27 protein-coding genes are annotated in these 26,867 nt (G+C 72.3%); 12 read left to right on the plus strand and 15 right to left on the minus strand.

Annotated features, from left to right (window positions below; translation table 11 throughout):
• Nucleotides 1–43: 43 nt before the first annotated feature.
• Entirely contained in the window at nt 44–598 is a 555-nt protein-coding gene (locus tag MOV08_RS27920; RefSeq protein WP_275309327.1) for a DEAD/DEAH box helicase family protein, read from the plus strand.
• A 161-nt stretch (nt 599–759) separates the two neighbouring features.
• Here the strand turns inward: MOV08_RS27920 and MOV08_RS27925 are convergent, their stop codons facing one another.
• The 5 genes from MOV08_RS27925 to MOV08_RS27945 all read right to left on the minus strand — a co-directional run bounded on the left by MOV08_RS27925 (nt 760) and on the right by MOV08_RS27945 (nt 8,154).
• The gene (locus MOV08_RS27925) at nt 760–2,649 is read right to left on the minus strand and encodes an APC family permease (protein WP_275309329.1); all 1,890 of its coding nucleotides are present in this window, start codon (nt 2,647–2,649) and stop codon (nt 760–762) included.
• 202 nt (nt 2,650–2,851) lie between these two features.
• Nucleotides 2,852–3,790, minus strand: coding sequence for an oxidoreductase (locus MOV08_RS27930; protein ID WP_275309330.1), 939 nt, complete (start codon nt 3,788–3,790; stop codon nt 2,852–2,854).
• 40 nt (nt 3,791–3,830) lie between these two features.
• On the minus strand, nt 3,831–4,187 hold the full coding sequence (gene nirD / locus MOV08_RS27935; RefSeq protein ID WP_275309332.1) for a nitrite reductase small subunit NirD: 357 nt from the start codon (nt 4,185–4,187) through the stop codon (nt 3,831–3,833).
• Entirely contained in the window at nt 4,184–6,814 is a 2,631-nt protein-coding gene (nirB, locus tag MOV08_RS27940) for a nitrite reductase large subunit NirB (protein ID WP_275309333.1), read from the minus strand. The genes nirD and nirB overlap by 4 nt, the downstream gene beginning before the upstream one ends.
• Nucleotides 6,814–8,154: an NAD(P)/FAD-dependent oxidoreductase gene (locus MOV08_RS27945; protein WP_275309335.1), complete on the minus strand. Its 1,341-nt coding sequence runs from the start codon at nt 8,152–8,154 to the stop codon at nt 6,814–6,816. The genes nirB and MOV08_RS27945 overlap by 1 nt, the downstream gene beginning before the upstream one ends.
• 109 nt (nt 8,155–8,263) lie before the next feature.
• On the opposite strand from MOV08_RS27945, the gene MOV08_RS27950 reads away from it, so the two are divergent.
• Both MOV08_RS27950 and MOV08_RS27955 read left to right on the plus strand, forming a co-directional pair.
• Nucleotides 8,264–9,646, plus strand: a complete 1,383-nt coding sequence (locus MOV08_RS27950; RefSeq protein WP_275309336.1) for a sensor histidine kinase — start codon at nt 8,264–8,266, stop codon at nt 9,644–9,646.
• Nucleotides 9,647–9,681: 35 nt separating this feature from the next.
• Nucleotides 9,682–10,347, plus strand: coding sequence for a response regulator (locus MOV08_RS27955; RefSeq protein WP_275309338.1), 666 nt, complete (start codon nt 9,682–9,684; stop codon nt 10,345–10,347).
• Nucleotides 10,348–10,431: 84 nt separating this feature from the next.
• On the opposite strand, the gene MOV08_RS27960 is transcribed toward MOV08_RS27955, so the two are convergent.
• Nucleotides 10,432–12,420: a glycoside hydrolase gene (locus tag MOV08_RS27960; RefSeq protein WP_275309339.1), complete on the minus strand. Its 1,989-nt coding sequence runs from the start codon at nt 12,418–12,420 to the stop codon at nt 10,432–10,434.
• Between the two features lie 365 nt (nt 12,421–12,785).
• Here MOV08_RS27960 and MOV08_RS27965 point away from each other — a divergent pair, with 365 nt between their 5' ends.
• From MOV08_RS27965 to MOV08_RS27975, 3 genes are read left to right on the plus strand one after another with little or no spacing between them, the layout of a single operon-like run.
• Nucleotides 12,786–13,103 (plus strand): hypothetical protein, encoded by a 318-nt coding sequence (locus tag MOV08_RS27965; RefSeq protein WP_275309341.1) that lies wholly within the window; start codon nt 12,786–12,788, stop codon nt 13,101–13,103.
• 17 nt (nt 13,104–13,120) lie between these two features.
• Nucleotides 13,121–14,386 (plus strand): putative T7SS-secreted protein, encoded by a 1,266-nt coding sequence (locus MOV08_RS27970; protein WP_052286903.1) that lies wholly within the window; start codon nt 13,121–13,123, stop codon nt 14,384–14,386.
• 40 nt (nt 14,387–14,426) lie between these two features.
• Entirely contained in the window at nt 14,427–14,918 is a 492-nt protein-coding gene (locus tag MOV08_RS27975; protein WP_275309342.1) for a hypothetical protein, read from the plus strand.
• Between the two features lie 103 nt (nt 14,919–15,021).
• On the opposite strand, the gene MOV08_RS27980 is transcribed toward MOV08_RS27975, so the two are convergent.
• From MOV08_RS27980 to MOV08_RS27995, 4 genes are all read right to left on the minus strand, one after another.
• Nucleotides 15,022–15,741 (minus strand): hypothetical protein, encoded by a 720-nt coding sequence (locus MOV08_RS27980; RefSeq protein WP_275309344.1) that lies wholly within the window; start codon nt 15,739–15,741, stop codon nt 15,022–15,024.
• Between the two features lie 134 nt (nt 15,742–15,875).
• Nucleotides 15,876–17,066, minus strand: coding sequence for a M20 metallopeptidase family protein (locus tag MOV08_RS27985; RefSeq protein WP_275309346.1), 1,191 nt, complete (start codon nt 17,064–17,066; stop codon nt 15,876–15,878).
• A gap of 12 nt (nt 17,067–17,078) precedes the next feature.
• Nucleotides 17,079–17,300: a DUF397 domain-containing protein gene (locus MOV08_RS27990; RefSeq protein WP_275309348.1), complete on the minus strand. Its 222-nt coding sequence runs from the start codon at nt 17,298–17,300 to the stop codon at nt 17,079–17,081.
• Nucleotides 17,297–18,127, minus strand: coding sequence for a helix-turn-helix domain-containing protein (locus MOV08_RS27995; protein WP_275309350.1), 831 nt, complete (start codon nt 18,125–18,127; stop codon nt 17,297–17,299). Before MOV08_RS27995 ends, MOV08_RS27990 begins: the two co-directional genes overlap by 4 nt.
• Before the next feature lie 211 nt (nt 18,128–18,338).
• Here MOV08_RS27995 and MOV08_RS28000 point away from each other — a divergent pair, with 211 nt between their 5' ends.
• Complete coding sequence (locus MOV08_RS28000) at nt 18,339–18,641, plus strand: hypothetical protein (RefSeq protein WP_039636633.1); 303 nt, start codon at nt 18,339–18,341, stop codon at nt 18,639–18,641.
• Between the two features lie 38 nt (nt 18,642–18,679).
• Here MOV08_RS28000 and MOV08_RS28005 read toward each other — a convergent pair whose 3' ends face one another.
• Entirely contained in the window at nt 18,680–18,991 is a 312-nt protein-coding gene (locus tag MOV08_RS28005) for a hypothetical protein (RefSeq protein ID WP_275309352.1), read from the minus strand.
• Between the two features lie 133 nt (nt 18,992–19,124).
• Nucleotides 19,125–20,042, minus strand: coding sequence for an aldo/keto reductase (locus MOV08_RS28010; protein ID WP_275311916.1), 918 nt, complete (start codon nt 20,040–20,042; stop codon nt 19,125–19,127).
• A gap of 106 nt (nt 20,043–20,148) precedes the next feature.
• On the opposite strand from MOV08_RS28010, the gene MOV08_RS28015 reads away from it, so the two are divergent.
• The gene (locus MOV08_RS28015; protein ID WP_275309354.1) at nt 20,149–20,937 is read left to right on the plus strand and encodes a sulfite exporter TauE/SafE family protein; all 789 of its coding nucleotides are present in this window, start codon (nt 20,149–20,151) and stop codon (nt 20,935–20,937) included.
• A gap of 64 nt (nt 20,938–21,001) precedes the next feature.
• Here MOV08_RS28015 and MOV08_RS28020 read toward each other — a convergent pair whose 3' ends face one another.
• Complete coding sequence (locus MOV08_RS28020; RefSeq protein WP_275309356.1) at nt 21,002–21,799, minus strand: class I SAM-dependent methyltransferase; 798 nt, start codon at nt 21,797–21,799, stop codon at nt 21,002–21,004.
• Between the two features lie 274 nt (nt 21,800–22,073).
• Entirely contained in the window at nt 22,074–22,439 is a 366-nt protein-coding gene (locus MOV08_RS28025; RefSeq protein ID WP_039636643.1) for a cupin domain-containing protein, read from the minus strand.
• A gap of 313 nt (nt 22,440–22,752) precedes the next feature.
• Here MOV08_RS28025 and cutA point away from each other — a divergent pair, with 313 nt between their 5' ends.
• Together cutA and MOV08_RS28035 are read left to right on the plus strand one after the other, a co-directional pair.
• The gene (gene cutA, locus MOV08_RS28030; protein ID WP_203232580.1) at nt 22,753–23,127 is read left to right on the plus strand and encodes a divalent-cation tolerance protein CutA; all 375 of its coding nucleotides are present in this window, start codon (nt 22,753–22,755) and stop codon (nt 23,125–23,127) included.
• Nucleotides 23,128–23,353: 226 nt separating this feature from the next.
• On the plus strand, nt 23,354–24,295 hold the full coding sequence (locus MOV08_RS28035) for a trypsin-like serine peptidase (protein ID WP_107080341.1): 942 nt from the start codon (nt 23,354–23,356) through the stop codon (nt 24,293–24,295).
• 42 nt (nt 24,296–24,337) lie between these two features.
• On the opposite strand, the gene MOV08_RS28040 is transcribed toward MOV08_RS28035, so the two are convergent.
• Nucleotides 24,338–25,030 (minus strand): SanA/YdcF family protein, encoded by a 693-nt coding sequence (locus tag MOV08_RS28040; RefSeq protein ID WP_275309357.1) that lies wholly within the window; start codon nt 25,028–25,030, stop codon nt 24,338–24,340.
• A 249-nt stretch (nt 25,031–25,279) separates the two neighbouring features.
• Here MOV08_RS28040 and MOV08_RS28045 point away from each other — a divergent pair, with 249 nt between their 5' ends.
• A complete protein-coding gene (locus MOV08_RS28045; protein WP_275309358.1) occupies nt 25,280–25,735 on the plus strand; it encodes a gamma-glutamylcyclotransferase family protein in 456 nt (151 codons plus the stop codon).
• 108 nt (nt 25,736–25,843) lie between these two features.
• Nucleotides 25,844–26,854, plus strand: coding sequence for an adenosine deaminase (locus tag MOV08_RS28050; protein ID WP_052286905.1), 1,011 nt, complete (start codon nt 25,844–25,846; stop codon nt 26,852–26,854).
• The last annotated feature ends 13 nt before the right edge of the window (nt 26,855–26,867 follow it).

A 26,867-nucleotide genomic window follows, 5' to 3' on the forward strand; every position in this document is an offset into this window, starting at 1 on the left:
GTCCTGCCAACCTGTCGGGGTGAATCGACAGGGAGGGCAGTACGTGACGGCGAACGGTGACGGGGCGGCCGAGGTGTTGCTGATCGGTGGGCGGGCCGGGGTCGGCAAGACGACGGTGGGGTGGGAGGTCTCGGCCCTGTTGCGGGCCGCGGAGGTCGGGCACGCCGTCATGGACGGGGACTTCATGGGGCAGGTCCATCCGGCCCCGCAGGGCGATCCGACGCGGGCCGGGATCGTCACCCGGAACCTGGCCGCGGTGTGGGCGAACTACGCCCGGGTCGGCTGCCGGCGGCTGGTGTACACCAACACCGTCAGCGTGCTGCCGGAAAGCACCGGGATCTTCGAAACGGCCCTGGGGTCCGGCGTGCGGATCGTGCGGGTGCTGCTCACCGCCACCGACGCCACCGCCACCGAGCGGCTCACCGGCCGGGAGCGTGGCTCCGAACTGGCCCAGGAGTTGGCGAGCAGCGCCCGCAAGGCCCGGATGCTGGACAGCCGCGTGGGGGCCGACACGCTACGGGTGGCGACCGACGGCCGTTCCGTACCGGACATCGCCGCCGAAGTAGTCGCCAAGACGGGCTGGGTACCACGAACCTGATGACCCCAAGAGCCCCACACCCGGCACCCACCGAACAACAGGCGCCCCGCCCCACAAACCCCCGCCGAAGGCGGAACCCCCACCACGGCGGGACGGCCGACAACGTGGGGAAGGCCCGCCTACGGCGGGACCGGCCGACAACGTGGGGGCCACCGCGGCCCTCAGGGCCGCGTCGGCGCCAGCCGGAACCGAAGCCGGCAGATCACCGCATCCGTATCGCGCCGGATCGCGTGCGCGACCACCGCGCCGCGCTGGTTCTGGAGCACCCGCTGCCACAGGTGGGCGGGCTCGGCCTCGGGGATCAGCACGGTGACCCGGGCGTCCGGCCGACGGTCCGTCAGGTCCCGGACGTAGGAGGCGATCGGGCGGCCCAGGGAACGGGTGGGGGAGGGCAGTTCCAGCAGGTCCACGCCCGGGTTCCACAGTTCCCAGTCGCGGCGCAGCGCCTCGACGCCCGGGCGCTCCTCGGTGCCGTAGGTGACGGTCACGGCGATCACCTCGTCGCCCATCGACACCGCCGCGTTGAGCGCCTCGCCGGTCAGCCGGGACAGGTGCGAGACCGGGACGACGACGAGCGAGCGGGCGCGCCGCGGCGGCTCGGGCACCCGGCCCAGGCCGAGCCGGTCGCCGATCCGCCCGTACGCCCGGTGCACCGCCTCGAAGGCGAGCACCAGCAGCGGCAGCGCGACCACGATCAGCCAGGCGCCCTCGGTGAACTTGGTGGCGGTGACGACCACCGCGGCGGCGGCGGTGAGCACCGCGCCGAAGCCGTTGAGCAGCGCCTTGCCGAGCCAGCCGGCGGACCGCTCCAAGTGCCAGTGGCGGACCATCCCGGCCTGGCAGAGCGTGAAGCCGACGAAGACGCCGATGGCGAACAGCGGCACCAGGGTGTTGACGTCGCCGCCGGAGAAGACCAGCAGCGCGGCGGAGACCGCGGCCAGCGCCAGCACGCCGTGCCGGTGCACCTGGCGGTCGGCCTTCAGGCCGAAGACGTGCGGCAGGTAGTTGTCGCGGGCCAGCAGGCCCATCAGCACCGGCAGCCCGCCGAAGGAGGTGTTGGCGGCCAGCGCGAGCAGCACCATGGTGGCGAACTGGACGACGTAGAAGGCCCAGTTGTGGCCGAGCGAGGCGTCCGCCAGCTGGGCGAGGACGGTGACGCCCTCGACCGGCTGGAGGTGGAAGCGGCCGATGAGCAGCGACAGGCCGATCAGCATGACGCCGAGCAGGGCGCCGAGCGCGACCTCGGTGCGCTGGGCGCGCCGGGTGGCGGGGGCGCGGAAGGACGGGACGGCGTTGGCGACCGCCTCCACGCCGGTCAGCGCCGAGCAGCCGGACGCGAACGCCTTCAGGAGCAGCAGCGCGCCGACGGAGGTGGCGTTCTGGCCGAGGACGGAGGCGTGCCCGGCGGCGGTGACGGTGGACGCCGGTGCGTCGCGGAACAGCCCGACCACGATCATCGCCATGATCGAGGCGACGAAGACGGCGGTGGGCAGCAGGAACGCCCGCGCCGAGTCGGCGATCCCGCGCAGGTTGATCGCGGTCACCAGGACCAGCACGGCCAGGCAGATCCACACCCGGTCGGCATAGAGCCCGGGGAAGGCGGAGGTGAGGGCGGCGACACCGGCGGTCACCGACACCGCGACGTTGAGGATGTAGTCCAGGACCAGGGAGGCCGCGGCGACCAGGGCCGAGCGGCTCCCGAGGTGGGTCTTGGCCACCGCGTAGGAGCCGCCGCCGTTGGGGAAGGCGGCGATGACCTGGCGGTAGGACGCCACCAGGACGGCCAGCAGCGCGGCGATGGCGAGCGTGACGGGGAGGGTGAACCCCAGGCCGTAGGCGCCGGCCGCGGCCAGCACCAGCACGATCGACTCCGGCCCGTACGCGACGGAGGCCATCGCGTCGAGGGAGAGGGCGGCCAGGCCCTGGAGGGCGGTCAGGCGGTGCCGGTCACGGGCGGGGGCGGGACCGGCGGCCGCGCCCGGGGCGGCGCCGGGGTCGGTCGCCGGGGGCGGCTGCTCGGGCCGGTTTGCGGGCTGCGACACCGTCGACATGGTTCGTCGTACCTCCGTGCGGCACTGGGTGGGACCAGCCCAGCGTGGGGGCCGTCGCGGCGGACGGCGAGCGGCCTTGGCGCGCCCTTGGCGGGCGGTGGGGCGATCTTCACGCGATTTTGACGGCGCCCCCGGGAACACGCGCCCCACCAGGCCCGCGGGCGCCCCGCGCATGCCGCGGGAGCGCCCGCCGCGCCCGGTCTCACGCCCCCGGGACGGTGAAGTCGTACGTGACCTTGGTGAGCTCCTCCGAGGCCGTCCACAGGCGCGCGGCGGTGTCGTCCTTCAGCGTCCAGGGGGCGCGGAAGGAGCGGGCCGGGGCGCCGCGGAGCCCGTTGCGCGGGCCGATGAAGGCGTCCGGCCGCATGTGCGGGGCGGTGGCCGCGCACAGCGTGCCCAGCGCCCCGCCGTCCGCGGACTGGGCGATCAGGCGGTTGCCCAGCTCCACCACGCGCTCGACGGACCGGCGGCCCTCCATCCGCACGCCCGCGGTCTGGAGGTTGGTGTGCGCGTAGCCGGGGTGCGCGGCGGAGGCGACGATCTGCGAGCCGGCCGCGGCCAGCCGCCGGGTCAGCTCGTGGGTGAAGAGCAGATTGGCGCTCTTGGACCGGCCGTAGGCGATCCAGCGGTGGTAGGAGCGGGTGCTGTTGAGGTCGTCGAGGTCCACGTTGGCCAGGGCGTGCAGCATGCTGGAGACCGTCACGATCCGCGCGCCGGGCGTCGCCAGGAGCTTGGGCAGCAGCATCCCGGTGAGCGCGAAGTGCCCCAGGTGGTTGGTGCCGAACTGCATCTCGAAGCCGTCCGCGGTGGTGCGCTGCGGCAGCGCCATCACGCCCGCGTTGTTGATCAGCAGGTCGAGCCGGTCGCCGCAGAAGTCGTCCAGGTCGTCGGCGAACTGCCGCACCGACGCCAGGTCGGCCAGGTCCAGCGGTCGGAACTCCGCCTCGGCGGCCGGGACTTCGGACCGCAGCCGGGCCAGCGCGGCCCCGCCCCGCTCGGCGCTGCGGCAGGCCAGCACCACGCGGGCGCCGCGCCGCGCCAACTCACGGGCGGTGACGTAGCCCAGGCCGCTGTTGGCGCCGGTGACGACGACCGCGCGGCCGGTCTGATCGGGGATGTGGCTGGTGTTCCACCGGGTCACGTCGTACTCCTCGGTAGGGGAGATCCAGCGTACGCCCGCCTCACGCCGCCCGCTGGCGCACCCGGTAGGCCGGGACGGACACCGACGGATCGTCCAGGCAGCCCCCGGTCTCCAGGTCGAACCGCTGCTTGAGCAGCGGCGACGCCACGAACGGGCGGCCGTCGGCGGTGCCGGTCAGCCCCCGGGCGAGGACCGGGGCGCCGGTGAACGGGTCGCGGTTGTCGATGCCGTACAGGCGGTCCTCCCGGTCCCGGAACAGCGCCACCTGGCGGCCGTCCGGCAGTAGGGCGGCGACCCCGCGGCCGGGGGCCAGCCGGTGCAGGTCGCAGACCGTGAACCAGCCCTCCGCCAGCCGGAGCTGGACCTGGAGGTCGGTGGTCTCGGGTGCCGTGGTCATCGCGGGGTGCTTCCTTCCAGTGCGTCTTCCAGAGGACGGCGGCCGATGGCGAGCAGCGGCAGGTCCGGCTTCATCTGGTCGCGCTCGGGGACGAACGCGACGACCGGGTCGGGGGTGTCCGGGGCGTTCACGAAGGACACGAAGCGGGCGAGCTTCTCGGGGTCGTCGAGGGTCTCGGCCCACTCGTCCCGGTAGTGCGCGACGTGGGCCGCCATCAGCTCCTCCAACTCCGCGCAGATGCCGAGCGCGTCGTGCACCACCACGTCCCGCACGTGGTCCAGGCCGCCCGGGATCCGCTCCAGCCAGGTCGAGGTGCGCTCCAGCCGGTCCGCGGTGCGGATGTAGAACATCAGGAAGCGGTCGATCAGGCGGATCAGCTCGGCGTCGGAGAGGTCCTGGGCGAGCAGGTCCGCGTGGCGCGGGGTCGCGCCGCCGTTGCCGCCGACGTAGAGGTTCCAGCCGTTGGACGTGGCGATGACGCCGAAGTCCTTGGACTGGGCCTCCGCGCACTCGCGGGCACAGCCGGAGACGGCGGACTTGAGCTTGTGCGGGGACCGCAGCCCCCGGTAGCGCAGCTCCAGGTCGATCGCCATACGGACCGAGTCCTGCACGCCGTAGCGGCACCAGGTCCGGCCCACGCAGGACTTCACCGTGCGCAGCGACTTGCCGTACGCGTGCCCGGACTCGAAGCCCGCCGCCACCAACCGCGCCCAGATCACCGGGAGTTGTTCGACACGGGCGCCGAACATGTCGATCCGCTGGCCGCCGGTGATCTTCGTGTAGAGGCCGAAGTCCCGGGCGATCTCGCCGATCACGATCAGCTTCTCGGGTGCGATCTCCCCGCCGGGGATGCGCGGCACGACCGAGTACGAGCCGTTCTTCTGGAGGTTGGCGAGGAAGTGGTCGTTGGTGTCCTGGAGGGCTGCCTGCTCGCCGTCCAGGACGTAGCCGCTCGCGCCGATCGTCGGGGCGAGGGAGGCGATGATCGAGCCGACGGCCGGCTTGCACACCTCGCAGCCGTCACCGCCCCGGGCGCCCTCGCGGCCGTGGCCGTCCAGCAGCTCCCGGTACGAGGTGACGCGCAGGGCGAGGACGATCTCATACAGCTCCTCGCGGGTCTGCGTGAAGCAGCCGCACAGGCCCTTGTCGACCTCGACGCCGGACGCCTCCAGCTCCGCGGTGACCAGCTGGCCGAGCACCTTCACGCAACTGCCGCAGCCGGTACCGGCCTTGGTGCACTTCTTCACCTCGGGCACGGTGGTGCACCGGTGCTCGGTGACCGCGCCCCGGATGGTGCCCTTGCTGACGTTGTGGCAGGAGCAGACGGTCGCGTCGTCCGGGAGGGCGGAGGGGCCGAGCTGGGCCCCCGGGTCCGCGCCGGCGGGCAGGACGAGGGACTCGGCGGAGACCGGGGGCACCGACCCCGTCAGCGCCCGCAGCGTGCCGTACGCCTCCGCGTCGCCGACCAGGATGCCGCCGAGCAGCGTGCCGTCGCGGCCGACGACCAGTTTCTTGTACAGGCCGGCGCGGGAGTCGGAGTAGACGACGTCCAGGCAGTCCTCGGTGGCGCCGTGCGCGTCGCCGAAGGACGCGACGTCGACGCCGAGCAGCTTCAGCTTGGTGGACAGGTCGGCGCCGGTGAAGGCCAACCGCTCCGTCCCGTCGGCGGCGAGGGCGGCCGCGGCGGTCTGCGCCTGCTCGTAGCCGGGGGCCACCAGGCCGTAAACCCGGCCGTCCGCCGCCAGCGCGCACTCGCCGATCGCGAACACGTGCGGGTCGGTGACCGTGCGGCACCGCTCGTCGACGGTGATGCCGCCGCGCTCGCCGACCGCCAGGCCGCAGTCGCGGGCCAGCTGGTCGCGGGGGCGCACGCCGGCGCTGAACACCACCATGTCGGTGGCGAGTTCGGAGCCGTCGGAGAGCTTCATCCCGCTGACCGCGCCGTCCGCGCCGATCACGATCTCCTGCGTGCCCACGCCGGTATGCACGGTCAGGCCCATCTCCTCGATGGTGCGCAGCAGCGCGGCGCCGCCTCCGTCGTCGACCTGCACGGGCATCAGCCGGGGCGCGAACTCCACGATGTGGGCGCGCAGCCCGAGGCCCTTCAGGGCGCCCGCGGCCTCCAGGCCGAGCAGGCCGCCGCCGACCACCGCACCCGTCGTCGCCCGCGACTTCGCGTACGCCTCGATCGCGAGCAGGTCCTCGATCGTGCGGTAGACGAAGCAGCCCTCGGCGTCCTTGTGGGGGACCGGCGGCACGAAGGGGTAGGAGCCGGTGGCGAGCACCAGGGCGTCGTACGCGAAGACCCGGCCGGACGCGGCCGTGACCGTCCGTGCCGCACGGTCGATCGTCTCCGCCGCGTCGCCGACGTACAGCTCGATGCCGTGCTCGGCGAGGAACTCCCGGTCGGTCAGCGAGAGTTCCTCGGGCGTCCGGCCCGCGAAGTACGAGGTGAGCTGGACCCGGTCGTAGGCCGGGCGCGGCTCCTCGCACAGGACGACCACGCGGTGCGTGGCGGTCAGGCCGCGCTCGGCGAGCGCCTCCAGGAAACGCTGTCCGACCATGCCGTGGCCGACGAGCACGATCGTGGGGCGGGGCCGCTCCCCGACAGGTGCGGTCGTGGACATCAGGAGCCTCCGTCGTGGGTGAGCAGATGGAGCAGGGGGCCGTCGTCGGGGAGCGGCTCTGCTCCCTCCCAGGCGCGGGCGAGCGCGCCGACGGTGCCGAGTTCGCCGACGAGGACCCCGCCGACCAGGCGGTCGTCGCGGACGACGACCTTGCGGTAGGTGCCCCGGGTGGCGTCGGCGAGTTGCACGACGTCGTCGCCGGGGCGGGCCTCGGTCTCGCCGAACGCGGCGAGGTCGAAGGGCGACCCGGGGCCGGTGAGGGTCAGCCGGGTCAGGGAACGGGTGCCGGTGTAGCGGGCGCCGTCGTCGCCCGCGAGGAACCCGGCGAGGGCGTCGGCCTGTTCGAGGGCCGGGGCGGCGAGGCCGTAGACGGTGCCGTCGTGCTGGGCGCAGTCGCCGATGGCGTGGATGTGCGGGTCCGAGGTGCGCAGCGCGTCGTCGACGAGGACGCCCTTGTCCACGGCGAGTCCCGCCTGCGCCGCCGGTCCGGTGCGCGGTCGCACGCCGCAGGCGAGCACCACCAGGTCGGCGTCGAGGGCGTACCCGTCGGCCAGTTCCACCGAGCGGACCGCGCCGCCGACCGCCCGCACGTCCCGCACCCGGCACTCGGTGTGCACCTCCACGCCGAGGTCCGCCAGGTGCCGCAGCACCAGCCGGGAGGCGTTCGGGTCGAGCTGGCGCTCCATGAGCCGCTCGGCCTGCTGGGCGAGTACCACCTGCGCGCCGCGTGCGGCGAGCGCACGGGCCGCGGAGACCCCGAGCAGCCCGCCGCCGATGACGACCGCCCGCACGCCCGGCCGCACCGCCCGGGACAGGCCCAGGCAGTCGTCCATCGTGCGGAACGCGTGCACGCCCTCGGGGAGCCGGCGGTCCGGCGTGAACAGGCCGCGCAGCGGCGGCAGCACCGGATTGGCGCCGGTCGCCAGCACCAGCGTGTCGTAGCCGAACTCCCGCCCGTCCGCGCACCGCACCCGCCGCGCGGCCCGGTCGATGTGCACCACCCGGGCGCCGCCGTGCCAGGCCACCCCGGCGGCCGGCGCCGGCAGTGCGATCACCGGCGTCGGATAGCGGCCGGCGAGGACCTCGGCGAGCAGCACCCGGTTGTACGGCGGGTGCGGCTCCTCGGCGAGGACGGTCACCCGGAGCGGACGGCGGGCCGGGCGGGCGGAAGCCGGCGACCCCGCCCCGTCCGCCGCCGCGGCCAGTTGGTGGACGAGCCGGGCGGCGGCCATCCCGCCGCCGACCACCACGACCCGCGCCGCCGGGGGCGCCGGCGCGGGACCGGTGCGCGTGGTGTCCCGGGGCGCGGTGCCCGGGAGCGGTATGCCCGTCAGCGTCATGCCCGACAGCCTGCGTCGCCGCTGTTACCCGCCCGCATCGCCCGCGTTTCCCCGGCGGAACGCGGCCCTCAGCGACCCGCCGGCCGCACTGTGAGGGAATGCTGGGGGCATGCCCCGCCCCACCCGCACCACGGCAGCCCCGCCCGCCCCGCCCGCCACGGCGGCCCGGACCGCCACCCGCCCGGTCCGCCGGGCCCGCGCCGCGCTGGCCGCCCCCTTCGCGCCCCGGGCCCTCGCCGCCCTGCTGCACGCCCTGGTCGCACCGGTGCTCGCGCTGCCGGGCGCCGTCCTGGTGCTGGTCGGGCTGGGCGTCGGCGCGGTGCTGTCCTGGACGGCGCTCGGCCCCTGGCTGCTGGCCTTGACGGTACGCGGCGCACTGGCCCTCGGCGACCTCCAACGGGCCCTGGCGGGGCGCCTGTCGGGGGAGCCGGTGGAGGCGGCCGGGCGGCGCAGCGCGCCCGGCGTCTTCGGCTGGCGGCGGGCGCTGCTCGGCGACCCGGCCGGCTGGCGGGCGGTGGCCGCCGCACTGCTCGCCCCGTTCACCGCCCTCCCGCCGCTGCTCGCCGTCACCCTCGGCTACGTCTACGGCGTGCTGGCACTGGCCCATCCCGTGCTGCGCCACTGGAACTACTTCACCGTCCACGACCGGGACGGCACCGTCCGCCACGTGGGGCTGCTGATCCACGGCGTCGAGTTCGACAGCTGGCCGCGCTGGACGGCCGTGGTCGCGGCCGGCGCGCTGCTGGTGCTGCTCGCGCCGCGGCTGGTGCGGTGGGCCGGCGCCCCGCACCGGCTGCTGCTGCGCGCCCTGCTCGGCCCGAGCGCCGCCGACGCCCGGATCCGCACCCTGGAGGAGACCCGGGCGCACGCCGTCGAGGACGCCGCCGCCACCCTCCGCCGGATCGAACGCGATCTGCACGACGGCACCCAGGCCCGCCTGGTCGGCCTGGGCATGCAACTCACCCTGATCCGCGAACTCCTCACCCGGGACGCCGACCGGGACCGTCTGCTGGCGACCGTGACCCACGCCCAGGACAACGCCACCCGGGCCATCGCCGACCTGCGCCACCTGGTCCGTGGCATCCACCCGCCCGCGCTCGACGAGGGCCTGGAGACCGCCCTGGCCACCCTCGCCGCCGACGCCCCGCTCCCGGTCGCCCTGCGCGCCCGGATCTCCCACCGCCCCAGCCCCGCCCTGGAGTCCCTCGCCTACTTCTGCGCCGCCGAACTCCTCGCCAACGCCGTCAAGCACAGCGGCGCCGCCGAAGCCGCCGTCGAGGTGCGCGGCGACGACCGCGCCCTGCGGCTCTCCGTGCGGGACGACGGGCGCGGCGGCGCGGTGATCGGCGCGGGCAGCGGCCTGACCGGCCTGCTCGGCCGGATCCGCACCGTGGACGGCACCCTGACCTGCGACAGCCCGCCCGGAGGGCCTACCGTGGCGGTGGTCCACCTCCCGTACCCGACCGCGTACGAGGCCCACCCGGCCGGGTGACCGCTCGCCCCGCCCCCTCCCCACAGGCAGGAACCATGCGTGTCGTCATCGCCGAGGACTCCGCGATCCTGCGCGAGGGCCTGGTCCAGCTGCTGGAGCTGCGCGAGGTGCGGGTGGTGGCCGCGGTCGCCGACGCCGAGGCGCTGCTCGCGGCCGTGGACGAGCACCGGCCGGACGTCGCCGTGATCGACATCCGGCTGCCGCCCGGCCACCGCGACGAGGGCCTGCGCGCCGCCGTCACCCTGCGGCAGCGGCACCCCGGCACCGGGGTGCTGATCTTCTCCCAGTACGTGGAGACCGCCTACGCGGACCGGCTGTTCGGTTCCGGCGCCGGCTTCGCGGGCGTCGGCTACCTCCTCAAGGAACGGGTGGTGGACATCGCCGAGTTCGTCGACGCGCTGCACCGGGTGGCCGCCGGCGGCACCGCCCTCGACCCGGACGTGGTCACCCAGCTGTTCGGCGCGGTCCGCCGCGCCACCGCCCTGGACGTCCTGACCCCGCGCGAGCGGGAGGTGCTGGCCCTGATGGCCCAGGGCCGCACCAACCGCTCCATCGCCGGCGCGCTGACCGTCACCGAGCGGGCCGTCGAGAAGCACATCGCCAACCTCTTCGGCAAGCTCGACCTGCCGCCCTCGGACGCCGGCCACCGCCGCGTCCTGGCCGTCCTGCGCTACCTGGAGGCGGCCCGCCGGCCGTCCTGACCACCGGACCGCCGCCCCCTGACCTCCGTGCGGAGATCAGCTGTTGCTGTTTCAGTTGTTGCTGTTTCAGCTGTTTCAGCTGTTTCAGTTGTTGACGTGCGCCGGGCACAGCCGCCGCGGCTGCGTCTCCCCCCGCAGTCGGGCGTCCACACAGCCGCCCGGCAGTCCGTCGTGCGCCGTGCTGCCGAAGTTCGCGGTGACGGTCAGCACCCCGTCCCCGAACACCGTCCGCTGCACGCTCCGGTCCTCGGTCAGCCACCGGAACGACGTCATCCGCTCGGTTCCGGCGGCGCGGTGCAGCGGCGCGAAGTACCGTTGCAGCGCGGCGAGTTCCCTGCCGTCCTTCTCCAGCGACGGCCCGTTGAGCGCGAAGTTCAGCGGGGTGTTGTACAGCATCGCCAGCAGCGCCCGGGTGGTCTTCTGGTCCGGCAGCTTGTCGTAGGACAGCTCCCACCGCTCCACGTTGACCAGCGACTCGTGCAGCGCCGTCTCGTACAGCGGCACCCGGTACTTCGGGTCGTACATCGCGGTGGCCAGGTCCGCCGGCAGCGACACCGGCTGGAAGGCGTTCTTCGGGGCGTTCTGCGGGAAGTAGCCGCCCCACTTCTCCTTGTCCCGCTCCAGCTTCCACAGCCCGTCGGCGACCGGCGTGCCCGAGCCGTGGTCGAAGGCGAGCGCCGAGTTCGCCCACGGCTGCGCCGACTCCGATCCCAGGACGAAGCGCTCGGCGATCCGCCGCATCCGGGCGAGCCGGTTCTCCCGGTCCCCCGCCTTGGTCATCTGGTGGCCCGCGCCGTGGTCGCGGAACACCTCACCGGTCGCGTCCACGTCCAGGAAGTAGCTGTTCGCCCCGTTGGAGGTCATCGCCCGGGTGCGGTCCGCGAGGTAGTGCTTGCCCGGCTCGGCCTTCTCGAACGCCCGCGAGCTCAGGTAGCAGCCCCGGTTGCCGAACCCGGTCTGCGGCGTCCCGTCCGCCTTCCGCACGCAGAAGTCCGGGTAGACCTTCCCCGGCCACGCCGAGGTGGGGCTGTCCGCCGTCTTCGGATCCTGCCCGTTGGCGAACGTGTCGTACGGCCCGACGAGGTACCCCGCCTTCTTCGCGGCCCGGACGGCATCGGCCTTCATCGGGTCCGGCCCCGAGTCGTAGCCGAGCCACATCCGGTCCACGCCCAGCTTCTTCAGCTTCTCGACCCCGGCCGCGGTCCGCGCCTCGCCCCACAGATAGGCGTGGAACGCCCCGAGCAGCTTCCCGGTCTCCGGGTTCTTCGCGATCTTCGCCCGCAGGCTGCTCAACTGCCCGTGCTGCGCGAGGTACGACCGGTAGTCGGCCGCCGGCGCGACCGGATCGCCGTCCGTCAGCGCGAACGACACCTCGTAGTCCCGCGTCCGGTCCCCGCCGTTGAAGTCGTGCGCGGCCGTCGCCCGCAGCGCTCCGCCCTTCGTGGCGAACGCCAACGACGTCCCGATGTCCGTGGGCGTCAGATAGCTCACCCCGTGCCGCGCGGTGCCGCCCTTCGGGCCGCTCCCGCCGCCGCCCATCGCATACCCCCACAGCGGCAGCGACAGATCCGCCCCCACGTCCACCGTGCTCCCGGCCAGCCCGCCCGGCCCGGAGTTCCAGAACGCGTCCCGCACCGGGATGTCCAGCCCCTCCCCGCGCGGCAGCTGCACGGACGACGCCGCCCGGTCGGTCCCGGTCACCGGCCAGCTCACCGACTGGTCCCGGTCCGCCCGGATCCCGATCCGCAGCCGTCCCCGGTCCGAACGCGCCGTCACCGTCAGGCCCTTGGCCGGATACGTCCAGCTCGCCCCGTCGGCGGTACGCGTCACCGGACCGGGCGCGCCCAGGCCGCTCCCGGCCGCCTCCGACAGCACCAGCGGTGTGCCGTCCCCGGCCCGTGCGCTGACCGCCAGCGTGGCGGTGTCGACGGTGGCGGTCCCGCCGGCGACCGGGAGCGTCAGCCGGCCGCCGTCGAGGGTCCCCGCCTCGGCCGTCCCGCACCCGGAGAGCCCGACGGACGCGGCCGTCAGCGCCAACGAGGCGGCGATTACTCGTGTGAGCTTCGATGTCATGTCCCTGTAGATAGTGGGGCGGCTTAAGAACCTTCTAAGAGCCCGGCGCACGCGGCTCCGTGCGGTCCGCACCGTCCGCACCGTCCGTGCCGCGGGGTCGCCCGCCTGCTCGCGCGCCCGCAGCCTCGGTCGTGAAATCCCCTTTGCGTCTGCTTTGCGTCGCCTTTTCACTGTCTTTCTGTTGCGCAATCGATGAAGTCGGATGGGTTCACCTGCATAAATGCCGGGATTTATGCGGCGAGTTGCGGGCGGAGAGGTCGAATCGCCCCACGCGTTCTGACGACTCAACAGATGCTGATAAAGTCCGCCGACGGAGTTTCAACTTACGCGCTCTTAACGCGCGTTCAGGGGGCAGTGGCACAGGCATGAGCATCAATGGCGACGGCTTTCAGGCCGATCCGGAAGAGCTCAGGGGTGGCGCATCGGACATTCTGAAATGTCTGGAGCCGGCCAAAGGCATCGAATTCGGGGCGCTGAACGAGGATTTTGGATCCTCCGAACAGGAGGACGTGATCCTCGACGGCAAGTTCGAAAAGTTCTGCGACACCTGGGACGTGGCCTATCTGGTCCTCGGTGACCGCTCGGACGACGCGGCGGGGAAGCTCAAGACGTTCGCGCACAACTACGAGCAGACGGACGCCTATGTGAACGGGCGCATGCATCCGTACGGCGCGGGCCGGTAGGACCGGGGGGAAGAGACATGGCAGCGGAGCTTGGTGACACCAAAGACCCCAAGGAACTCATCCCTGGGAACGCGGGGGTCCTGGAAGGGGTCGCGGGGGCGCTGCGGAAGCACTCCGGCACCTTCGAGGACGTCGGGGGCAGGCTGGGCGCCGTCCGCGTCCCCGGCTGGTCCGGGAAGGCCAGCGACGAGTTCTGGGAGAACTTCTCCGGCGAGAAGAAGAACTGGCTCTACGCGTCCGACGCGATGTCCGACGCGGCCTCGGCGGTCAGCAGATACGCCTCGGCGCTGAGCGGGGCGCAGCAGCAGGCGGCGGAGGCCGTCGAGCTGTGGGACGGCGGCAACGAGGCCCAGGCCCGGACGACTTTGCAGAACGCCCGTCAGTTGGTGCGGGAGGAAGGCGAGTCGGCGGCGAAGAAGCTGGAGGAGCTGGCCGGCGGCGCCTCCGACGCGCCGGACTGGCTGGTCCGAGCGGGAAAGACCGCCGAACAGCAGAAGGAATCCGGCAAGACCACCGCCGAGCTCAAGAAGCTCTACGAATCCAGCCCGCTGACCGAGAAGAAGGAAGGCGAGCGCTGGAAGAAGGCGAAGAACAGGAAATTCGGTGAAACGGGCCCCGAAGAGGACCCCGGCGCCAAGAAACCCCGCTCCTACGAGGCCAAACTCTGGGAGCGGAAGGGCGAAGCCAGTGTGTGGAACGCCGAGGCCAAGGGGGAGACGCAACTCGCCGGCGGCGGCAAGGCTTCCGGAAAGGCCGGCCTCACACTCCTCGGCGCCGAGGGCTCGATAGGGGCGTCCGTCACCGACGGCAAACTCCAGGCCGGAGTGAGCGGTTCGGCCTATCTCGCCAAGGCATCGGCGGAGGGCGGCGTCGAGTACGGCGCCTTCGAGGCCAAGGGCGACGCCTCCGCGTTCGCCGGTGTGGAGGGGAAAGCCACCGCCTCCGTGGGCAAGGACGGCGCACACCTGGGCGCCGAGGCGTTCGCGGGCGCCAAGGCGACCGCCAGCGGGCACGCCGACGTCGGCGGCATCGGGGCCGGTATCACCGGCGAGGCGTGGGCCGGCGCCGGAGCCGAGGCCAAGCTGGACGCCGGCATGAAGGACGGCAAGTTCGTCATCGGCGGCTCGGTGGGCGTCGGACTCGGCGTCGGTGGCAAGGTCGGCGCACAGATCGAGATCGACCCGCACAAGGTCGTGGAGACCGTCGGCGATGTCGCGGACGCGGTCGGTGACGGCATCGACGCGGTCGGTGACGGGTTGAAATCGCTCAACCCCTTCGGATGACACTAGCCTCGAATTCCGCACACTAGGGAGTTGAACCACCATGGCGACCACGCTGCCGGTGAAGATCGAGTTTTCACTGCCGGAGGGCTGGCAGCCGGCGCCCCCCGATGAGGTGGGTGCCCCCGGAGTGGCTTTCATCGCGCTCCACCCCGAGTCGCGGGACGGATTCACCGCGAATATCACGATCGCCGGAAAGCTGCACGAGGAAACGGATCTGGTGTCGATGGCCGACGCGTCGGTCCAGCGGCTGGGCGAGGCGGCGACGGTGCGCGTCGCCGAGCGCAAAGAGGTGGGAAATCCGGAAGCGCCCGCGCTGGCCCAGACGCTGCGCATTTCCACCTCGCTGCACGGACGGCTCCTGGAACTCGTCCAGAGCCAGGTCTACTTGCTCATGCAGGACGTGCACGACCCGACCCGACGCGCGGTGATCGAGCTCGCACTGACGGCCAAGCCGACCCAGCTCGATCTGGTCGTGGAGGACTTCAAGGATTTCGTCCGCTCGCTGCGTCCCGCGGACCCGTCCGCGGATTGAGCCCTATGCGCCTCGGCGCCCCGGTGCTCATGGGTGAGCCCCTCGCGATTCCGTCATCGCGAGGGGCTCACCCATGGACCGGCACCATCCGGGCCGTGGGACGTCAGGCCCGTGCCTGTTGGCGGTCGAGCAGGTCGCACAGATAGTTCAGCTTCGCGTCGATCTGCTCCGGACGCAGTCGCCCCCAATACCAGGAGATCAGCTCGTTCCCGTCGAACCGCAGAGGGGCCTTCTGGGCGCGCGGATCGGAGGTGAGCAGCTGTGCCACCTCGCCGGTCAGCACCTGCCGCGCATACCGCTCGTCGTGGGCGGTGACCAGAAACGCCTCGTCGAAAGCGGAATCACCCAGCTTCAGCACCTCACCACCGCCGAACACCCGGGCATTCAGGCGCGCGTTGAACTTGGCCACCTTGCCCTGGCCCGTGACGATCAGGCGGGGACCGGACATCGGCATGGTCACCGCGAACACCGCCCAGTGCCGGTAGGTGTCCGCACCGTCCGTATTCATCTCGCGTGCGTGGTACTCGAAGCACGAGAAGGTACGCCCCCGGAACTCGCCGGTTATGCAGTCCGTCAGGGGGATATTGAAGCTTTCGAGCGGAAACGGCGGCCCGCCGGCGTAACGGTCCGCTCCTCCCGGCACGGAGGCGGTATAGCTCCACCCCCGCTGCTCCGCGAAGCGGATGAGTTCCTGAAGCTGTTTGTCGCTCCGATCGTCCCTCTTGTGTCCGTGCCACCAGATCCAGCCGACAAGGCCGAAGAACCCGGCGATGAACAGAAAAAAGAAGAGTGGAAGCAACACGTCCCACACACCGTTGTCCATGCCGCACGAGTATGGCGTACGCCAGCAGGCAGCGCACATTGTCGAGTTGCTCTCCAGGTCGTGCAGCCGGCAGGAAAACACGCTGAATAAGCCGACAATTACCGGCACTTCACCCGCCCGCGGGGATGCCTTCGCTACCCCTTCGTCAACCTCCGCACCGCCAACTCCGCGTACACCGCGGCCCCGTCCGCCAGCACCGCGTCGTCGAACTCGGCCAGCGGCGAGTGGTTGTTGGCGCTCCGCTCCGGATCCGCCCCGACCGGCGGCGCCCCCAGCATCATCAGCGCACCCGGCACCTCGTTCAGCACCCGCGAGAAGTCCTCCGACGCCGGCAGCGGATTCGGCCGCGGCGCGAACCGCTCCTCGCCCAGCGCCTCACGGACCGTGTGCGCCGCGAACTCCGCCTCCGCCGCGTCGTTCACGGTCACCGGATACGTCTCCACGAACTCCGCGTCCACCGCCACCTCGTGGGCCGCCGCGACGCCCCGGCACACCTCCACCGTGCCGTCCTTGACCCGGGCCTGGGCCGCGGCCGAGAAACTCCGCACCGTCGCCTCGAAGACCGCGGTCTCCGGGATCACGTTCTGCTGCGTGCCCGCGTGGAACGTGCCCACCGACAGGATCACCGGGTCGAAGACGTCGAACGACCGCGTGATCCACGCCTGCAACGCCGTCACCATCGCGCAGCCCGCCTGCACCGGGTCCTTGGCGCGGTGCGGCATCGAGCCGTGCCCGCCCGCCCCGCGCACCGTCACCCGCAGCACATTGGACGCCGACATCATCGGCCCGCCGCGCGCCCCGAACACCCCGCGGTCCTGCCCCGCCGACAGCACGTGCAGCGCGTACGCGGCCACCGGCCGCCGCCCGGCCGCCTCCAGCAGCCCTTCCGCGAGCATGTGCCGGGCGCCGTCGAAGCCCTCCTCGCCGGGCTGGAACATGAACACCACATCGCCCGCGAGCCGGTCCCGGTGCGCGGACAGCAGCTTCGCCGCCCCCGTGAGCATGCTGGTGTGCAGATCGTGGCCGCAGGCGTGCATCCGCCCGTTGTCCGCGGCGAAGTCCAGACCGGTGCGCTCGGCGACCGGCAGCGCGTCCATGTCACCGCGCAACAGCACCACGGGCCCGGACCCGGCACCCCGCAGCACCGCCGTCACCGAACTCAGCCCCGCGCCCGTGCTCACCTCCAGCGGCAGCCCGTCCAACTCGGCCAGCACCGCCTCCTGCGTCCGGGGCAGATCGAGCCCGGTCTCCGGGATCCGGTGCAGCGCCCGCCGCAGCCGGACCAACTCGTCGGACAGGGCACGGGCATCGTCACGCAGATCCACGGGTGCTCCTCCTCAGACGGCGAACTCCCCATTCTTGACCGCCGAGATGAAGGAGGACCACCCCGCCACGGGGACGGTGATCACGGGGCCGCGGGGGAGTTTGCTGTCGCGGAGGGGGACTATGCCGTGGGTGGTGGTGTGGGCGGGGGAGAATTCGAGGCACATCCCTCCGTTTCCTTCGCTGTAGGACGACTTGATCCACTGCACTCTGGTGAGGTCCAAGGCGGGACTCATGCGCGGTACTCCTTCAGCAAGGTCTTGATCAGGGGTAGTGATTCATCTGGGGACAACGCATGCGCCCTGAGCAGGTCGTAGTCATCCAGGGCGGCGCCGACCATTTGTTCGGATTCATGCATCCTGCCTCCTACCCGTGTCTCCGTGTAGAGCACCGTGGGGGCGTGCATGAAACGCAACACAGTGAAGGGCATTGTCGACGTGGCGGGGATGCCGGCTGAGAACGGCATGACCTGGATCTCGACATGTGGTGACGCGGCTACCTTCAGCAGGTGGTCAAGCTGCCCGGCCATCACCTCTGCACCGCCGACGACGGTTCGCATGCAGGCTTCATGGAGGATGACCCACAGGCGCGGTGGAGCTTTCTGCTCGAACATCTCACGCCGCCGTAGTCGCGCCGCAACCTTGTCTTCGATCCCCTCCGCCGTTGCCAGGGGGTTGGATGCGCGGAAGACGGCCCGAGCGTAGTCGTCCGTCTGGACCATTCCTGCCACGAGGTTGGTCTCATAGTTCAGGATCCGCGACGCCTTGCGCTCCAGATTCAGGTACGGCACGAACCACGACGGGTGGTCCCCCTCGTCGATCCTCCGCAGCAGCCCCGCGAACAACTCGCCGGTCCCGAACGCGTTGTCGCATCCCTCGGCGAACCTTTGACTCGGCCTGGGCAGCAACGTCCCCGACTCGACCTTGCTGACGTAGCCGTCGGTGTAGCCCGTCGCCTTGGCCAGATGCTTCTGCGTGAGCTTGCGCGCCAGGCGGACCTGTTTGATGTCACGGCCGAAGCGCTGGAGTGGATTCAAGTGTTCAGGTGCGGTCGTCTCGTCCAACGCTATGACCTCTCGTCATGTGGGCGCACGTCGGCATCACGGCAGGTCGCAACATTGAACTCTGCCCTTCAACCACACCAATTCTATTGCCGGTTGCGTTGCCAGGGTGACCAATTGACTACACCCGGTACTCATCTCGCCACGAGCGAAACCCCGTAACCGATGTGCGTCGGCCCGGGGCGTGGCCACCGACCCCCTGGAGGTTGACGACATGACCGACGCCGTCCCGCGGCTTCTGCCGTGGACGAGCCCCGACGGCAAGCCCTGCTTCGTCGTCGGCGACGGGACCGGCCGCGTGTCCCGTATGGCCGACGACATCGAGGAGGCCCAACTCGTCCTCGCCGGCGGGCTGATCGCGGACGCCCGGCGGCTGCTCGATGCCCGCAGCTGGACCTCCGGCGAGCTCCACCTCCTCACCGTGGAGTTGACCGAGTCCCTGACGGAGGTCCGCCGCGTCGCCAAGAGCCGCGGTGCCCGCCTACGGGCCCTCGCCCCGGCGGAACGGCCGACCTGACGCCGACGCCGAAATCGAGACCGTCGCCGCGGGGCCCGCTACGCCTGTGCCTCGCGCTGCCTGCGGAAGAGGGCGATGGCCGATTCGGTGGGCAGGTTGGGCACGGTGACCGTCTCGCCGGTGTCCTTCACGACGATGACCTTCGAGCCGCCGGGCGGCGCGGGCTGCGGCTGCCCCGACGCGTCGGCGGTCGCGGGGTACGAGGGGTACACCAGGTAGCCGGCGTCGAACTCGTGGACGTGCAGCGGCGCCGGGGAGCCGTCCGCGAGCTTGGGTTCCGCATAGCGGCTCCGGACGATGGCGACTGCTTCCTCGGGGGTGCTCGGCGGGGTCGGGTTTTCCTGCGACACGGTCGGTCTCTCCTGGTGGGTGCGGTGTGTGCGGGCGTACGGGCATGGTGTCCGGTTGCTCGGAGGACTCGTCCACCGTAAGGCGCCCGCCCTTGCCCCGGTGTCCCGTTAAGTCGGCTTCATCCTGTTCGCCTTATGCATTCGATGCGTCGCCCAGCGCGTCCAGTTGTGCCAACTGGTGCGCCGTGAGGGTGATCCGGGCCGCCGACAGGTTCTCGTCGAGGTGGGCGGGGGAGCTGGTGCCGGGGGTCGGGAGCAGGGCGGGGGAGTGGTGGAGGAGCCAGGCCAGGGCGATCTGGCCGGTCGTCGCGCCGTGTGCCGCGGCGATCGAGGCCAGGGTGTCGGTGGCGGGGTGGCCGGGGTTCCCGCCGGTCAGTGTGCCGTTGCCCAGCGGGAACCACGGCAGGAACGCCGTCCCGGTCCGCTCGCAGAGCCGCAGTACGTCCTCGGAGGCGCGGTCCAGCAGGTTGTAGCGGTTCTGCACGGAGGCGATCGGGGCCAGCTCCCGGGCCCGGGTCAGCTCGGCTGCGCTGATGCTGTCCAGGCCGATGTGGCGGATCTTTCCGGCCTGTTGGAGCTCCAGCAGGGCGCCCAGCTGGTCCGCCATCGGGACGTCGGGGTCCAGCCGGTGCAGCTGGTAGAGGTCGATGGTGTCCGTCCTGAGCCGCCGCAGGCTCGCCTCGCACATGGCGCGCAGCTGTTCGGGGCGGCCGGCGAGGTGCCAGATGTTCGGGCCGGTGCGGACGACTCCGCCCTTCGTCGCGATCACCAGCCCGGCCGGATACGGATGCAGGGCGCGGGCCACCAACTCCTCGGCCACGTCCGGGCCGTAGTTGTCGGCGGTGTCGATCAGCGTCACGCCGCGGTCCACGGCTCGTCGCAGCACCGCAAGCGACCGCTCCGGGTCGTCGTGCCGCGGCCCCCAGTACCCGGGGCCGACCAGACCGCCGGTCCCGAACCCCAACCGCCCCACGGTCAGCGTCCCCCCGAGGGAGAAGGCCGCCCGGGCCCTCTCGGCCGCTGCGGGCTCCCCGTGCGGCTCGGAGCTCATGGGCGCCTCGGGGCCCGTGGGGACGTCGGGGCTCGGCTGCGTATCCATGCACCGGAGCATAGACAGCACGCCGACGGACACCGGGACTCCTTCATAAGATCACCTGGTGCCCACTGACATATCGCTGTTCACACTCGCCCTGCTCGCTCTGGCCGCTCTCGCCGCGGGATGGATCGACGCGGTGGTGGGCGGCGGCGGGCTGTTGTTGCTCCCGGCTCTCCTGGTGGGCCTTCCGCAGGTGCCGACCGTGTTCGTCCTCGGCACCAACAAATCGACCGCCGTGGTCGGCACCACCGCGGCCGCCATCACCTATGTCCGCAAGGCGCCGATCGACATCGGCACCGCACTGCGCATCGGTGTCGCGGCGATGGCCGGTTCGTTGGGCGGAGCGTTCTTCGCGGCCGGGATCAACAGCCAGGTGCTGCGACCGCTGATCATGGCCGTCCTGCTCGGCGTGCTCGTCTTCGTCCTCGTCCGCCCGACCTTCGGGGCCGCCGTTGCGCCGTCGGGCCCGGTCTCCCGGCGCCGTGTGCTGGCGGCGATCCTCGTCGCGGGGCTGGGCATCGGCTTCTACGACGGCCTGATCGGCCCCGGTACCGGCGCCTTCCTCGTCATCGCGCTCGCCGCGGTGCTCCACATGGACCTGGTCACCTCGTCCGCCACCGCCAAGGTCGTCAACGTCTGTACCAACATCGGTGCCCTGACGATGTTCGCCCTCCAGGGCACGATCCTGTGGCAACTGGGGGCGTTGCTCGGCCTCTTCAACCTCGTCGGCGGCATGGTCGGCGCCAGGATGGCCCTCAAGCGGGGCACCGGCTTCGTCCGCGGGGTGCTCGTCCTCGTCGTCATCGTCCTCCTGTGCAAGCTGGCCTACGACCAGTGGCTCGCCGCCTGAGAGGGCGCGGAGGCCCGCAGCCGGCTCGGCGGCCCGCAGCCCGAGGCGCAGGGCAACGAGGCGTTCAGAAGCGGCAGTTGTAGAGCCGGGACATCTCCCGCACGCCGGGTATGAGGGCCGCGAGCCGGGCCACGGTCCGATAGCGCGCGGGGATCCCGGCGATGTCCGGTATTTCCAGGGAGCTGAAGGTCTCGACGATCTCCAGCCCGGGGCGCAGCCGGGCGATGTCCGCGGGGCCGCCGCCCCAGTGGAGCGTCGCTCCGGTCCGGGCGATGACGGTGTTGAGGCGCGCCGCGCGGACCGCGAAGCGGCTGAGGAAGTCGAACGCCAGCCCGCCGCCGGGTGCGTGCGCCATCAGCCGGCGGAGCAGCGCGGTGCCGTCCCGCTCGGTGAGGTACATCAGCAGTCCCTCGGCCACGACGAGGGCGGGTCGGTCCGCGGGGACGTCGGCCACCCAGGCCGGGTCGGTGACGGACGAGGGAACGGCGGTGTATCCCGGCGGCGCGGTGAAGAGCTGCGCCCTGAGGTCGATGACCTCGGGGAAGTCGACGTCGAACCACCGCACCCCGGGGCCGGGGGTGAGGCGCTGGACCCGGGTGTCGAGGCCGCAGCCGAGGTGCAGCACCGTCGCGTCCGGGTGTTCGGTGAGGAAGCGGGCCGTCCAGCGGTCCAACTGCCGGGCGCGGAGGGCGACTGCGGCCGCGGCGCCGGGCCCCACCCGCAGTTTCCCGAAGTCGTAGTCGAGCTGCCGCACTGCGTCCACGGCCAACCGGTCCCCGAGGATCGGCCGCGGCGTGCGGCAGTCGAGGGCGCGGCCGTAGAGCGTCGCGAGCAGGGTCTCCCTGGCTCCGGTCAACTGCACGGCGCGCCGGGCGCGGGGCGCCGGCGGCCCGTGCCGATGCTGCGGACTAGGTGGCTGCTGCGGACTTGGCGGATCCGGCCGGTTCGGTGGATCGGGCCTGCTCGGTGGATCCGGCCGGTTCGGCGGGTCCGGTCGGTTCGGTGGGACGGGTCGCTTCGGGCTGCTCATGAATCGATGGTACGGAACATTCGGAAAAACGTGAAGGGTCAAAATCTTGCTGTGGAGAACGTCGCGGAGAACGTCCTGTAGGTCGTCGTGGAGGTCGCTGTCGCTGTCAGGTGCGGACCGCCGTGCCCACCGTGACGCCCTGTGCCTGCTCGCGCACCTCCGTGACGGCGGTCAGCAGCACCACGGAGTCCTCGATCGCCTGCAGGCCGTGTCGCGCGTGCGGGATCGCCGTGACATCGCCGGCGATCAGCTCCTGGCCGCCGCCCTGGCCGGTCAGCCGGACCCGGCCGCGCAGGATCTGAAGGCTCGCCGCCGGCGGCGTGTTGTGCTCGTCCAGCGAGTTGCCCGCGAGCAGCGCGATCACGGTCTGCCGCAGCGGCCCGTCGTGGACGAACAGATGGGCGCTGCGCCCGTGTGCGGAGGCCCTGGCGTCGTCGAGCTGGTCGCGGACGAGGGTTTCGAGGTTCACCATCGCGCTCGCCTTTCGGATGCGGACCGGCCGGCTTTCGCGCCTGTACCGACGGCCGGGCTTCCCCTCCCATCGTTCTCTGTGCCCCGCACGGCGCAACCGGGACGTTCCATGGCGGTGTCGGTGGATCCGGGACGCAATGGGACGTCCGGGTGCTTGCCGGCAACAGGCGGCCCGCCGTGCGCTAGTTGATCTCCACGGTCCGTACGATGCGAGGCGATCCCTTGATCGAAAGATTGATAGATCGACGGGCCGGAGGCCGAATCGTGCGACCCACCAGTCCCACCCCCACACCGACCGCGAAGGCTGTGTAACCGTGGCCGACCCCACCGCGTTGAACGAACCCTCCGCCGCATCCGCCCCGGACGGGCCCGCGGCGCGGTTCCTGACCGTGATGACGACCACCGACAGCGAGCAGAAGGCGGAGCGGCTGGCACGCGGGGCCATCGAGGGCCGGCTCGCCGCCTGCGCCCAGATCAGCGCGCCGGTGACCTCGGTGTTCCGCTGGGACGGCGCCGTGGAGACCAACCAGGAGTGGCAGGTGCTGTTCAAGACGGCGAGCGCGCGCTACGCGGCGCTGGAGGCGTACCTCCTCGACGCGCACGACTACGAGACCCCGGAGATCATCGCGACCCCGGTCACCCACGGTGGAGCCGGATACCTCGCCTGGGTCGCAGAGGAGACGAGCTGACGTGCCGAGGACAACTGACGTGCCGAGGGCGGTCGACGTGTCGAGGACGGCCGACGTGTCCAGGACGGCCGGCGAGTTGAAGGCGGCCGATCCGCGGAGGGCAACCGACGTGTCGAGGACAACTGACGGGCCGCGGGCAACTGACGGGCCGGATGCGGCCGGTGCGCCGAGACCGCCCCGCGGGCGGCACCGGGCCGACGTCCGGACGCGCCGGCGGAGCAGGGCGGTGACCATCGCCCTGGGCATGGCCTTCGGCCTCGCCACCTCCCCGGTGAGCCACGCGGCCGAGACCGATCCCGGTGCCCACGGCACCCAGTCCACCTTCACCCACGAGTCCCAACCCCGTGCCACCTGGACCAACAAGGACGCCAAGGCGTTCTGGACCCCGCGGCGGATGGCCGAGGCCGCCCCGCCCGTGCGGGGCACCGGGCGGCCCGCCGCGTCCAACCAACTCGCGCCGACCGCCGAGCACTTCGACGGCCTCCCGTCCGTCGGTGTGCTGTTCTCCGTGGACGGGGAGGCCCGCGAGCACCACTGCACCGCCAGTGTGGTGCACAGCCCGCGCGGCAACCTGCTCCTCACCGCCGGGCACTGCAACCCGGGAGCGCGCGCCGCGTTCGTCCCCCAGTACCAGTCGGGGGTGGACACCCAGCCTTACGGGGTGTGGGCCATCGAGGACAGCTTCGCCTACGCCGACCGCGGCACCAGCGGCAGCGGTGCCGACCTCGACTTCGCCTTCGCCACCGTCGCCCCGGACGACTCCGGCCGGCGCATCGAGGACGTCACCGGTGGCAACGTCCTGACCGCGACGCCCGGTTACCGCAACCAGGTGAGCGTCATCGGCTACCCCAGCGTCCACAGCGACCCGCAGGACCGGGCCGTGCGCTGCTCCGCCACCACCGCGCGCCTGGCGGGCACCCGCCAACTCCGCATGGAGTGCAACGGGTTCTACGGCGGCACCTCGGGCGGCCCCTGGCTGACCAACATCGACCCGCAAACCCACACCGGCCAGGTCATCGGCGTCATCGGCGGCGTCAACGGCGGCGGCCCCAGCGGCCCGCACAGCGACCGGACCTCCTACAGCCCGTACTTCGGGAAGGAGATCCTCGACCTCTACGACCGCGCCACCCAGGCCCAGCAGGAAGGGGCGAGCGGGACGAGCGGATAGCGGCCTCCCCCCCGCCACTGAGGAGGGCCGGGTGGCGACGCCCTAACGGAGCGCCGCCGTCAGGCCCTTCTCCTTGGGGCCGAGGAAGTGCGGATCGGGCCGCAGCACCGCCTCCGCGGTCGCCTTGCCCGCCGCGAAGATCTCCCGCATCCCGCCGTACGCCCAGGTCACGTCGTGGTCGGCGGCGACCCCCACGCCGTACGCGTCGATCCCGGCCGCCGTGCACAGCGCCAGCGCCCGCCGGATGTGGAATCCCTGGCTGACCAGCACCGCCCGGTCCACCCCGAAGATCCGATGGGCGCGCGTGCAGGAGTCCCAGGTGTCGAAGCCCGCGTAGTCGCTGACGATCTTGTGGGCCGGGACGCCGTGCCGCACCAGATAGCCGCGCATCGCGTCCGGCTCGTCGTAGTCATGGCGGCTGTTGTCGCCGGTGACCAGGACGGCGCGCACCCGGCCGCCCTGGTAGAGCCGGATGGCGGCGTCCAGCCGATGGGCCAGGTACGGCGACGGTTCGCCGTTCCACAGGCCCGCGCCGAACACCACCGCCACCGGGGCGGCCGGCACATCGGCGACCGTGCGGACGCGCGGGCCGGCGGTGGCGTTCAGCCAGGTCGCCGGCAGCAGCGCGAGCACCGTCAGCGCCACGAGCACCTGGAACGCCCGCCGCTGCCCGCGCCGGCTCCGCGGCAGCCGCACGCGCCGTATCCACCCGAGACGCGCCCACAGCCCCCGCATGTCGTGCCCCCGTTCCCCTGGTGCCCGTCGCCCGGCGCGCCGGAAACCGTTCACGTGATCGATGTCGCAAGCTCCGACGTGGCGCGGGCTGGCATGGTTGCAGTGGGGGAGCGCCGTGGACAACGTCACAGCGGGACATGCCGCCACAGCGGGACGCACCGCCTCCGACGACACCCCGGTCGACGACACCGCCCGCGCCGACGTCCACGTCGGCGACACCACACCCACACCACCCGTGGAGGGCCCGCGATGGCCACCGAGGCCGAGCGCCTGCCGTTCTTCGTCTACGGAACGCTGCGCCCGGGCGAGGCCAACCACGCCCGCACCCTGCGCGGCCGGACCGCCACCGAGGAACCGGCCCGGATCGCCGGCGCGCTGCTCTACGAGGGCCCCGGATACCCGTACGCCACCGCCGGGCCCGCCGACGCGGTGGTGCACGGCGTGCTGGTCCGCCCCCGCGACGCCGAGTACGACGCCGTCCGCGCCGCGCTGGACCGGCTGGAGGGCTACACCCCGGGTTCCCCGGCGGGCGCCGGCAACCTCTACGAGCGGGTGGCCACCGAGGCGGTCTGCCCGGACGGCAGGACCGTCCGGGCCTGGGTCTACCTGGCGGCCGAACCCCTCGCCACCCGCCTGCGGGCCGCCGGCACGCCGATCGCCTGCGGAGAGTGGACCGGCCGCGCCGCCCGCAGGTCCCCCGGATAACCTGGACGACTCGTCCCGTACGGGCGACTCGTCCAGTGAGGCGCACGTCGCTTCGCACGGCCCGAGCAGGAACCCCGTCCGGCAGCACAGCAGAACAGGTGTGACCCCGTGCCCTCCACCCCCGCGAGCGCCCCCGCCCACCGCCCCCTCCCCAAGGCCGAACTGCACCTCCACATCGAGGGCACCCTGGAGCCCGGCCTGGCCTTCACGCTCGCCGAACGCAACGGCGTCACGCTGCCCTACGCCACCGAGGACGAGCTCCGCCGCGCCTACTCCTTCAGCGACCTCCAGTCCTTCCTGAACCTCTACTACGCGCTGATGGAGGTGCTGCGCACCGAGGACGACTTCGCCGACCTCGCGCACGCCTACCTGGCGCGCGCCAAGGAGCAGGGTGTACGGCACGCCGAGATCTTCTTCGACCCGCAGGCGCACACCTCCCGCGGCGTCCCCCTCGGCACGGTCATCCGCGGCCTGGCCCGGGCCCTGGACGCCGCCCCGGAGGCGTACGGCATCACCACCCGGCTGATCATGTGCTTCCTGCGCGACGAGAGCGCCGAGTCGGCCCTGGCGACCTTCGAGGCGGCCCGCCCCTACCTGGACCGGATCACTGCCGTCGGCCTGGACTCGGCCGAGGTCGGCCACCCGCCGTCGAAGTTCCAGGAGGTCTTCGCGCTGGCCCGGGAGGCCGGCCTCAAGTGCGTGGCCCACGCGGGCGAGGAGGGCCCGGCGGCATACGTGTGGGAGGCGCTGGACCTCCTGGGCGTGGACCGGGTCGACCACGGGGTGCGCTGCATGGAGGACGAGCGCCTGGTCGCCCGCCTGGTGGCGGACCGGATCCCGCTCACCGTCTGCCCGCTGTCCAACGTCCGGCTCCGGGTGGTCGACGACCTCGCCGACCACCCGCTGCCCGCCATGCTGGACGCCGGGCTGCTCGTCACCGTCAACTCCGACGACCCGGCCTACTTCGGCGGGTACGCCGACGACAACTTCACCGCCGTGCGGGACGCCCTCGGCCTGGACGACGCGACGCTGCGGACGCTCGCCCGCAACTCCTTCCTGGCGTCCTTCCTCGACGAGGAGACCCGCGCCGCCTACCTGAAGGAACTGGACGCCTGCTGACCGGCGCACCCGT

The organism is Streptomyces yunnanensis, from assembly GCF_029011865.1.
Taxonomy (GTDB): domain Bacteria; phylum Actinomycetota; class Actinomycetes; order Streptomycetales; family Streptomycetaceae; genus Streptomyces; species Streptomyces yunnanensis.